The sequence below is a fragment of the Maribacter sp. PR66 genome, from assembly GCF_028464205.1.
Classification (GTDB): Bacteria; Bacteroidota; Bacteroidia; order Flavobacteriales; family Flavobacteriaceae; genus Maribacter; species Maribacter flavus.
On sequence record NZ_JAQPCH010000018.1, the window covers coordinates 1 to 10,543 of the forward strand.

Consider the following 10,543-nt stretch of genomic DNA (forward strand, 5'->3'; position numbering starts at 1 on the left):
CATTCTCAATATCAGTCAGGGCGATGGCGGCATCCCTATCGGCCATATACTTATAAATCAATATGCGCATTGCCGTTGGGCGAACCCCATTGTCAATCAATCTTTTTTCTATTTCTTTCATTTCTTATCGATGCTGTTTTTGATTTTTTGTGCTTTGGAATAGGCTTCCCAACCTTCTTTTGCCGCGTATGGCACTATCAATAATGCTGCAATAGGGTCAGCCCACCACCAGCCCAGCCATTTTACGAGCAATAGGCCTATTAGGACCACCACAGTCTGATAAAGGCAAATAAAAGTGTCCTTGGCATCGGCCAACAGGGCAGGGCTATCCAATTTATGACCGTATTTTCTTTTGTAGTAAATCAGAATGGGGTTCACTACTAAGGAAACTATCAGTATCCCAATGCCCAACGTGGACCAAGATGCTGTTTCTTGACTTATTAATTTTGAAATGGAATCATAGGATATAAAAATGCAGATAAGGGCAAATGATATGGCGATGACGTAAAGTGTTGTCATCTTTCTTCGCTCTACACGCTTTTCATCCAGACCCTTGATTTCGCCGTGCAATCGCCAACCGAGTGTTCCCGCACTTATGACTTCAATAGTGCTGTCCAGTCCCCAGCCTATCAAGGCGGAACTGTTTGCCGTGAATCCCGCTATAAGTGATACGACCACCTCGATAATGTCATAGATGACATTCCAAATTTGAAGTGTTCTTGCTTGTTTTAGATTTTGTTTTCTTGTTTCTTTCATCTCTTAATGTGCTTCTTCCTCGTTTTCCCCTTTTTTCATTTCCGCCATTAAATAGTAGGCGTTATTAAAGGCATACTTGGTATTCGGTTCTTGTTCGGTCAAAAAATCAATGGCAATCCATTCGCCATCGTGAGTTCCTTTTGTGATTTCCACGGGCATAAACTTCCAATCCTCGCCTTCATTTTTTGCTGTAAACACAAAGGACTTTTCGCCATCGGCTGCGATGGCACTTTCAGGAATTGCCGTGGTCATTGTATTGTCGGTTTGGATGCGCCCTTGAATGTACATTCCCGGTATCAGGTTGCCTTCCTTATTTTCGATTTCGGCGTGTACGTGTATCGCTTTGGGGTTCTGCTCAAAAGTTTTTCCTACGGAATAGATTTCGGCTGTAAGTTCCTTTCCCGGAATGGATTGGACATTGAACCGCACGGTTTGTCCTTCCTTTACTTTGTACACGTCTTTTTCAAATACCATCAAATCGGCGTGTACGTGATGGATGTCCACGATTTCCATTAGGTCGGTTTGAGGTTCTACATATTGTCCTGTTTTAACGGCTACTTTTTCCACAAAGCCTTGAATAGGACTTCGTAGCGCAACCCTTTGATAAATAGTGCCATTTCTCACACCTGATGCACTAACATTTAATTGTTGTAATTGTGCTTCCAAACCGTTCACCATACTTCGTGAAGCTTGATATTCCGCTTCTGCTTTTTGGAAATTGGCACCGCTGCCCACACCTGCATCATAAAGAGTTTTTTGGCGTTCGTATTCTTTTTTGAGAAACTGACTATTGCTATGTGCATTGAGGTAATCCGTCTGTTTCTGTATGATATTGGGATGAGACAAATAGGCCACAGTCTGACCTTTATTGACCTTATCGCCCTCGATGACCTCGATGGAAACTACGTTGGTACCAACAACCGTAGTGATGGTCGCTTCATTTTGTGGCGGAACTTCCAGTTGTCCGTTGGCTTCCACATATCCACTCATATTGCGCTGGGCAAGCGTATCGACTTTCATTTGTAGTGCATCATACTGTTTTGCAGTAAGTGTAACTATTTCATCTTCCTCTTCAGAGTGATTTTCTTCTGTTTCTGAATGTGTTGCATCAACGTGGTCGCTTTCGGTTTTTGACTCGCCACAACTAATTATTGTGAATGCCGTAAGCATTGCGGTAATCGGTAAATATTTTAATTTTTTCATCTTTTTAGTTTTGAAAGTATTGTAGTTCAAACAAGGCATCTAAATAATTGTCAAGCGCATCGAGCGCATCCATTTCGGTGTTTATGGCATCACGTATAATCTGTGTGAATGAAGCATAATCCACCGCACCTTCCTTGTAGGCGAGTAACGCGCCCTTACGCTGTTCTTCTGCAAGTGGCAGAGCTTTATCCCTGTAAAACTGCCAAGATGTTTTCCACTTCTGGTAGCCTTGTACAGCCTGCTTAAATTCAGATTGCAGTTGGCGTTGGATAAAATCTGCATTTGTCCTTGCGATTTCGCTATCGATTTTTGCTGCCTTGGCCTGACTACGCTGTGCGCCCGAAAACAACGGGACTGAAATGCCTGCCTGATAGGTGTAAAATCCACTATCGCCGTTTACCTGTTGCAATCCACCTTGCAGGTTTAATTTAGGAAGTAGCTCGGCACGAGCGGCATTATAGTTTGCTTCGGCTTCATCGATGCGCCTTTGCGAAAATTCCAGCTCGGGATGTCTTTCTAAATCCGCATCCAATCCCAATACAGCCACCTCACTTTCTTCAAATGCATCTGGTACAGAATAAAAAATGTCTGTTGCCAGCCAAAGATTTAGCTTTTGCAACGCAATAGCATAATCGCTTTCTGCTTGTTGCAATTTATTACTGATTTGCAACGCTTGGTTTTTTGCCGATGAATATTCCAATCTTGAAATGGCTTCCACCTCAAAGTTGAGTTGGATTGCCGTTTCAAACTGTGAATAAATGGAATCCAGCTCGCGGTACAGTTCAAATTTTTGTCGCTGTTGGTATGCCTGCGACCACGCCTTTTTTACTTCCTGTTCCACTTGCAATTCAGACAGGTCGAGAGCGGTTTCGGCCAAAGCAATTCGTTGTTTTTGCAGTCGCTTATTAGCACCTATACCCAAGAGGTCGATATTTTGTTGCCCGACACCAACTAAAGTATAAATACCCTGACCATCTGCAATTTCTTCGCCGCCCGTAAAAACTTGCGTTTTTCCAAAATCATAAGCAACACCTTTAAGTGCATTCTGTCGTTGAATTTCCAACTGTTTCGTCTTCAATAACGGATAGTTTTCCTTGGAAATTTCTACAGCTTTATCCAATGAAATAACCGGTAAAGAATCTTGCGGTCGGACTTGTTGCGCTTTCGCGAAAGCGGATGTAAATAGAAGACAGACCACAGCCGTTGCGGTAACGAATTTTGGATGGAATTTCTTCTTTCGTTCCGAACGTTTCTCGACCCATTGGTAAAAGATGGGAAGAATAAAGAGCGTCAAAAGTGTTGAAGTAATCAATCCGCCTATAACCACAGTTGCCAAGGGTCGCTGCACTTCAGCACCTGCCGAAGCTGATATTGCCATCGGAAGAAATCCTAAAATATCGGTAAAGGCAGTAAGCATAATAGGACGTATTCTACGCTTCGTGCCTTCAATTATTCGGTCTTTTAAATTGGTCACGCCTTCTTCCTTCAACTCATTCAGGCCGCTAATCATTACCAGTCCGTTCAGGACGGCAACACCAAAGAGGACGATAAAGCCGACCCCTGCGGAAATACTGAAAGGCATATCCCGAAGCCATAGTGCGAATACACCGCCAATGGTCGCCATCGGGATTGCCAAGTAAATCATCAAGGTTTGCGGAAAGGATTTTAATGCGAAATAAATCAAAATGAAAATGAGCAGTAAAGCAATGGGGACCACAGTCTGTAATCGCTCGCTTGCTCTTTCGAGATTTTCAAATGCACCACCATACCGAATAAAATAGCCTGGTGGTAATTCAAGATTTGCGTCCAGTTTATCCTTAATCTCGTTGACCAAGGATTCCACATCACGTCCGCGCACATTTACACCTACGTAGGTTCTTCGGTTGGTATTGTCCCGACTGATTTGCATAGGACCAGGTGTGTATTCAATAGCAGCCAGTTCTTGAAGCGGAATCTGTGAGCCATTGGGCAAATTGATGTACAGATTTCTGATGTCGTTGATGTCAGTACGGTTTTCTTCATCGAGTCTAACGACCAAGTCAAAACGCTTTTCGCCTTCAAAAATGACCCCTGCATATCCGCCCGCAAAAGCGGACTGTACCATTGTATTCAGCTGGTCAACACTCACCCCATACTGAGCCAGCTTGTTACGATTGTATTTAATGGTCATTTGGGGCAGTCCAGAAGTTGCTTCTGCCCTCATATCGCCTATACCTTGAGTACCTGCAATGATTTTTGTAATCTCATCCGCTTTTGCAGCAAGCACATCGATATCCTCACCATAAATTTTGATGGCAACATCTTCTCGAATACCCTCTAACAGTTCATTAAAGCGCATTTCGATAGGTTGGGTAAACTCATAATTGACGCCCGGGATAATACTTACCGCTTCCTTCATTTTATCAATAAGTTCATCCTTATCATCGGCAGACACCCATTCGTCTTGGGGTTTTAGAATAACAAATACATCAGCGAAATCCATTGGCATCGGGTCTGTGGGCACTTCGGCCACACCGATACGGCTTACAATTTTCTCAACTTCCGGAAATTCGGCCTTTATGATGCGCTCTACTTTTGTAGTGGTCTCAATCGTTTCGCTAAGTGAACTTCCAGGCTTAAGAATGGTATGAAATGCAATATCGCCTTCATCCAGTTGGGGAATGAATTCGCCACCCATCCTTGTAAACATAAAAACGGTAAGGGCGAATATGGCGATGGCAATTCCCACAATCCATTTCCCTTTGTTTAAGGTCTTGACCAAAAGTGGTTCATACTTCCGCTGTACCCAATGCACGAAATGGTCGCCCCAAGATTTTTTTTCTTTTTTGGGTGGTTTTAAGAATAAGGCAGACATCATTGGAACGTATGTCAGGCAAAGAAACATAGCACCTATCATTGCAAAAATGAATGTGAGCGCCATTGGTTTAAACATTTTGCCCTCAATACCTTCCAATGCCAGTATGGGCAAGAACACAATTAGAATTATCAATTGCCCGAAAAAGGCAGCGTTCATCATCTTTTTTGATGCATTTGCAGCTATCTCATCACGTTTTTCCTTGTTTAAAGACTTCTTTTTTAGGATGTAGCTTCCCATTAAGAATACGCTGGCTTCCACGATAATCACCGCCCCATCCACGATGATGCCAAAATCGATAGCACCTAAACTCATCAAGTTCGCCCAAACATCAAAAACATTCATAAGAATAAAAGCGAACAATAGCGATAAAGGAATAGTCGAAGCCACTATAAGACCACCACGCCAGTTTCCTAAAAGGAAAACAAGTACAAAAATTACAATGAGCGCACCTTCAAGAAGATTGTTGCGTACCGTGCCAGTTGTTTCACTTATAAGTTTACTTCTATCCAATAAGGGCTGAATAACGACCCCTTCAGGAAGGGATTTCTGTATTTCGGCCATACGGTCTTTCACACGTACAATAACCTCGTTTGAGTTCGCCCCTTTGAGCATCATTACAAGACCACCAACGACTTCCCCTTCGCCGTCCTGCGTCAAAGCCCCATAGCGCACGGCAGAACCAAAACCTACATCGGCAACATCACTTATGGTAATGGGCACACCATTCTCATTTTTGATGACGATTTTTTTAATATCATCAAGGCTTCGCACCAAACCTTCGCCACGTATGAAGTTGGCTTGATGGTTTTTCTCAATGTACGCACCACCTGTATTTTTATTGTTCGCTTCCAATGCTTCGAACACATCGGTAATGGTAAGGCCGATTGCCTTTAATTCGTTAGGGTCAACGGCCACCTCATATTGCTTTATTTTTCCGCCTATGGCGTTTATTTCCACAACACCGGGCACCATTGCCATTTGCCGTTGCACAATCCAATCTTGCATTGTACGCAAATCGGACAATGAATATTTGTCCTGAAAATCAGGTTCTACCTTTAGGGTGTACTGATAAACTTCCCCCAAGCCTGTTGAAATTGGTCCCATACTTGGCTGTCCAAAACCTTCTGGGATTTGTTCACGTACTTCTGTTAGTTTTTCAGAAACAAGTTGACGCGGTAGATAGGTGCCCATATCATCGTCAAAAACGACGGTCACTACGGAAAGCCCGAAGCGGGAAACCGAACGGATTTCCTTTACATTGGGCAGGTTGCTCATTGCAACTTCCACGGGATAGGTTACAAATTGCTCAATATCTTCCGTTCCCAGATTGGGCGATTGCGTGATGACCTGTACCTGATTATTGGTAATATCGGGTACGGCATCAATGGGTACTTGGGTCATACTGTATATGCCAGCACCAATCAATGCCAGCGTGAGCAGACCGATTATAAATTTGTTATTGATTGAAAAATCAATGATTTTGTTAATCATAGATAAGGATGTTAATTCAGTTGAAATTCTTGTTAAGCACATTGAATAAAATGCAATGCACAATGTTGACGAATCCAATAGATGGACACGTCAAAACAGGATATAGTTATCCTATTAAAACTGAATTATACCTGTGGTGGCTGAAAAAGGGAATGTGGAATATCTTTACCAAGGTTATCGAAATGGGCAAAGAATTCGTGTGGAATAGCAGGCTGTAGCGGTTGAAACGCAGCAAGCCCGAAATTTATCGTGTGAACGTGGCAACAATGGCATTGACAGAAAGGCGAGCATAACTCACAGTCTTGGTCGTGGTCGCCATCAATATCTATTACTGTAACAACTTGGGAATCATTTTCACTATCATTCATATCGCTACAAGGCACCACATTGAGTGCTAAGAAATAAAACGATAGTATGATTGTTATAACTTTCACGATGCAAAGATAAAAATTTTTCGGTGCAACTGTGTTGCAAATGATTTTTACAACTAATCAATCACACTTCCGCAAGTCAACATTGCATCGCCATAGTATGGATTTCTTATTTCTTCTTCCATACTTAACCATACCGCACCTTTATTGTTATTTGCCATAGGGCATTTCTGAATGTAATAATTTGTCGAGTTTTCTATGCTCATTGCAATAGGCACGATATTCTCGTTTAGAATGACGAAGTGAGCGCGCTGGTTTTCCAGATTATCATTGTTTGCAATGGCATCCAGCATCTCAATACTTTTGGTTAGGTGTTGTTTTTCCATCTTACCTAAATCTTCCGTCGATATTGTTTTTAATTTTTCTGACGTCGCTTTCGCGAAAGTGGAAACCTGACCAGCATCGCTTTCTACCAATGCATCTTTCATTTTGAGATACGACGGTAATGCTTCATTGAAATCAGAACTAAACGAATTGTTGAAACTCATTTCCATATCGCCCATCATAGCTGATTCATCCTGCATCATCTGCTGATTCATCATCGATTTCTTACCCTGCAATTGAGCAGCTGCATCTACCGTGAACGTTCCATTGGTAACAATTTCATCGCCATTGTTTAGTCCAGCTGAGACTTGGTAAGTTTCGCCAGAGCGATTGCCCAAGGTCACTTCGCGCATTTCAAAAACAGGCTCGTTAGGATTGGTTTTAACATATACCAATGAGCGCTCGCCCGTCCATAGTACAGCACTTGCAGGTACGGAAAGTGTATTTTCCATAGTTTGTGTTGCGCCTTTGACTTTGCCCGTCACAAACATTCCTGGCTTAAATAGGTCATCTCTATTTTGCAGAGTCGCACGTACTGTTACCGTTCGTGTGGTATTGTTTAAAACAGGATCAATAAAAGAAATAGTGCCTTCAAATTCCTTATTGGGATAAGCATTAGTAGTGATGTTGATTTTTTGCCCAACATTGAACTGTGCTATCTGATTTTCATATGCATCAAATTCTGCCCAGACAGAATTAAGGTTGCTCAACTTTACAATAGGTTCCCCTTGATTAACGTAATCGCCCTGCGCTGCCATAACTTCTGAAACCGTTCCGGAAACCGTTGCATAAATTGGAAAGTTTTCTCGCACCGTTCCACTTTCTTCTATGGCATTGATTTGAGTGTCTGAAAGTTTCCAGTTTTTGAGCTTGTTGCGAACGGCTTTATATAAAGCAGGTTGTGATGCTTTGAGCGATGCTGCGGTAATCAATTCCTGTTGTGCCGCTACAAGGTCTGGTGCGTAAATGGTTGCGAGTAGCTGACCAAGGTTTACTTGCTGTCCTTCATAATTAACGTTGAGTCGTTCTATCCTTCCTTTAAAATAGCTGGATTGTACGGTATTGTTTTCTTCGTTTGCCGCTATTTTTCCCGAAAGGGATATCATCCCATCATCATCGCTTGTTTCTGCATTACCCACAATAGTAGTTTGGATATTTGCCAACGCCATTGCGTTTTCAGTCATTTTTATCTCGTTTGCAGCAAGACCTTCAGCACCAGCTTCCGCAGGGATTAAGTCCATCCCGCATATTGGACAATCGCCAGCTTCGGGTTGCATAATCTGTGGGTGCATAGAGCACGTCCACATCTGGTCTGCACTCTCGCCAGAGTACTCGTGGTCTGACATTTCAGACATATCCTTATTTGCAGCATCGCCTGAGCTATTTCCAAAAATGAGCCAGCCTGTGCCCAAACCTACTATAACGGCTATTGCTATATATAAAATGTTCTTGTTCATAATTTTACTTTTCGTTTTCTAAACGTTCAATCATTGCTTTCATTTCGGCAATTTCCCTGCGTTGTGCTTTAATGATTTCTTCAGCCAGTTTCTTAACTTCTGGGTCTTCAATATCTGCCCGTTCACTTGTTAGAATTGCAATGGAATGGTGTGGTATCATTGCTTTCATCCAAAGTACATCGCCTACGGTGGATTTTTGGTCACGTACAAGTCCCAATGCACCTACAAAGAGAACGATACTTCCCAAGACTATGGCGATATTCTTTTTTTTATTTTGATACATTCCACGCATTGCTACAAACATAATGATGGCCATTGCAGCTATGCCAAGACAGACCATATAAAATCTCGTTAAGCTAAACCAAACGTGGTCCCATTCATACGTATTTAAATACATCGTAATATACATTGCTACAAAAGAGCAGGCGAGCATTGCTACAAAACGTGTGTAGTGATTTTTTGATTTTCCTGAATTTGTGTGTTCGTTTGAATTCATATTTTTTGGTTTTTTTGTTATTAATTATTTAATCTTCTTTTTTAGTTTTCTGATTGATGGGGAACTGATATACCACAAAACGAAACCACTCAATACGGTTATCAATCCCAAAAGTGAAAATGCCCTTAACAACAACGTGTTGAAATTATCCCTTCCCTGATAATCCATTGTATGGGTCATCCAAAGAAAATCAAACCAGCGCCAATCCCTGTGTCTCACCGTTTGAAAAGCGCCATTTTCAACCGCCACATAGGCTTTTAAATTTTGTGGTGTCTCATACGAGATTTCATAAGCTGGAAGTGGGCGACCGCGATATTCGTGATGTGGCCCAACAGAATCGACTAATTGAATTTGTGCCATATCCAAATTGCCCAACATATACCTATTTGCAACTTGTTGTGCCTCTTCTTTAGAAATTCCATTTTTCCTTTGTCCCGTTCTGGCATTATAAAGCTGTGCTTCATTAATCCAATAATAAGGTTCATTTGCTATTTCCAGTAGTTCCAAAGATTGTACGAATTCTTTTGTAGCCAGTTGGGTTGTGCCGAGCAAATCATTAAAAGAGGTCCTCACAGGTGCCGATTTCTTAAAATGGTCACCGTGTATCTCGTCAATGTCCGTCCAGCTGAAATACATCCCGCTAATCGTCCACATCAAAAACTGAATACCTAAAAAAATACCCAAATAGCGGTGCGCTTTTCTAATCCATTTCGCTGTTTTTCTGTTGACCATATTATTTTATTTCGAAAGGGAATTCAATAGTGACTTTTTCCCAACTCATTGAGATTGTTCCGGAAGTCTCAGTTGTTTTATCTACTTTATACTCTAAATGTTCCTTGATTTCTTCAGAAGTTTTAGGTGTCACTTTAAACCGTAATACATCATCTTTTTCAGTATAGTCATCCTTACCGTGTTGGTTCCAATTCCTATTAAAAATGACAGTCCATTCTTTTTGATTCGGGATAACAAAAAATCCATATTTCCCAGCTTTCAATTCTTTACCGTCAATTTCTAAATCCTTATTTGTTTCAAGCCAAGTAGCCATATGGGCACCAGCCTGCCAGACTTGGTCATAAGCCAACAGTCCACCGAAAATAATTCTATCCCTTACACCTGGCGACGAATAATCTATATGGATATGTGCATCGCCTATCATCGCCATTGCCGATGTATGTGGACTTAGAGTTTTTTTATTATCAGACTTAGGTTCACTTTGGGTATGATTGTGTTCTGTCTCTATTTCTGAATTGTTCTTTCCTTCGTTTTTACATCCGCTGACAGCAACTACCAATAGGATTATCAAAATTTTATATTTCATAAGTATTCAATTAGTTAGTTTATATGTTTTTACTTTTTAGACGTAATGAGTTAGCAATTACCGAAACCGAACTGAAGCTCATTGCCAAAGCCGCAATCATTGGCGATAAGAGTATTCCGAAAAACGGGTACAGTAGTCCTGCTGCAATCGGGATACCCAGCGTGTTATAAATCATTGCAAAAAAGAGGTTTTGTTTGATATTGCGCATTA

Annotated in this window: 9 protein-coding genes and 1 pseudogene; all 10 read right to left on the reverse strand. The window is 41.6% G+C overall.

Going from position 1 to position 10,543, the window contains the following annotated elements; translation table 11 throughout:
* Positions 1-121 (reverse strand): annotated as a pseudogene (locus PP181_RS17475) (transcriptional repressor); the annotation flags it as partial.
* Positions 118-756 (reverse strand): cation diffusion facilitator family transporter, encoded by a 639-nt coding sequence (locus PP181_RS17480; RefSeq protein ID WP_192462283.1) that lies wholly within the window; start codon positions 754-756, stop codon positions 118-120. The gene PP181_RS17480 and the pseudogene PP181_RS17475, both read right to left, overlap by 4 nt.
* A gap of 3 nt (positions 757-759) precedes the next feature.
* On the reverse strand, positions 760-1,959 hold the full coding sequence (locus PP181_RS17485; protein ID WP_192462284.1) for an efflux RND transporter periplasmic adaptor subunit: 1,200 nt from the start codon (positions 1,957-1,959) through the stop codon (positions 760-762).
* 4 nt (positions 1,960-1,963) lie between these two features.
* Complete coding sequence (locus tag PP181_RS17490; protein WP_272638037.1) at positions 1,964-6,307, reverse strand: CusA/CzcA family heavy metal efflux RND transporter; 4,344 nt, start codon at positions 6,305-6,307, stop codon at positions 1,964-1,966.
* A 125-nt stretch (positions 6,308-6,432) separates the two neighbouring features.
* The gene (locus PP181_RS17720) at positions 6,433-6,741 is read right to left on the reverse strand and encodes a DUF6660 family protein (protein WP_116772175.1); all 309 of its coding nucleotides are present in this window, start codon (positions 6,739-6,741) and stop codon (positions 6,433-6,435) included.
* A gap of 53 nt (positions 6,742-6,794) precedes the next feature.
* A complete protein-coding gene (locus PP181_RS17495) occupies positions 6,795-8,519 on the reverse strand; it encodes an efflux RND transporter periplasmic adaptor subunit (protein WP_272638038.1) in 1,725 nt (574 codons plus the stop codon).
* 4 nt (positions 8,520-8,523) lie between these two features.
* On the reverse strand, positions 8,524-9,015 hold the full coding sequence (locus PP181_RS17500) for a DUF305 domain-containing protein (RefSeq protein ID WP_272638039.1): 492 nt from the start codon (positions 9,013-9,015) through the stop codon (positions 8,524-8,526).
* A 24-nt stretch (positions 9,016-9,039) separates the two neighbouring features.
* Positions 9,040-9,747, reverse strand: a complete 708-nt coding sequence (locus tag PP181_RS17505) for a PepSY domain-containing protein (protein ID WP_272638040.1) — start codon at positions 9,745-9,747, stop codon at positions 9,040-9,042.
* A gap of 1 nt (position 9,748) precedes the next feature.
* Positions 9,749-10,333, reverse strand: a complete 585-nt coding sequence (locus tag PP181_RS17510) for a DUF2911 domain-containing protein (RefSeq protein WP_133687206.1) — start codon at positions 10,331-10,333, stop codon at positions 9,749-9,751.
* Positions 10,334-10,352: 19 nt separating this feature from the next.
* Positions 10,353-10,543 (reverse strand): hypothetical protein (locus PP181_RS17515; RefSeq protein WP_272638036.1); only part of this gene is annotated, 191 nt, incomplete at its 5' end.

Excerpts from the sequence above, each read along its gene's own strand:
- PP181_RS17480 (WP_192462283.1), bottom strand. The coding sequence starts at position 756 with ATGAAAGAAACAAGAAAACAAAATCTAAAACAAGCAAGAACACTTCAA.
- PP181_RS17485 (WP_192462284.1), bottom strand. The coding sequence starts at position 1,959 with ATGAAAAAATTAAAATATTTACCGATTACCGCAATGCTTACGGCATTC.
- PP181_RS17490 (WP_272638037.1), bottom strand. The coding sequence starts at position 6,307 with ATGATTAACAAAATCATTGATTTTTCAATCAATAACAAATTTATAATC.
- PP181_RS17495 (WP_272638038.1), bottom strand. The coding sequence starts at position 8,519 with ATGAACAAGAACATTTTATATATAGCAATAGCCGTTATAGTAGGTTTG.
- PP181_RS17500 (WP_272638039.1), bottom strand. The coding sequence starts at position 9,015 with ATGAATTCAAACGAACACACAAATTCAGGAAAATCAAAAAATCACTAC.
- PP181_RS17505 (WP_272638040.1), bottom strand. The coding sequence starts at position 9,747 with ATGGTCAACAGAAAAACAGCGAAATGGATTAGAAAAGCGCACCGCTAT.
- PP181_RS17510 (WP_133687206.1), bottom strand. The coding sequence starts at position 10,333 with ATGAAATATAAAATTTTGATAATCCTATTGGTAGTTGCTGTCAGCGGA.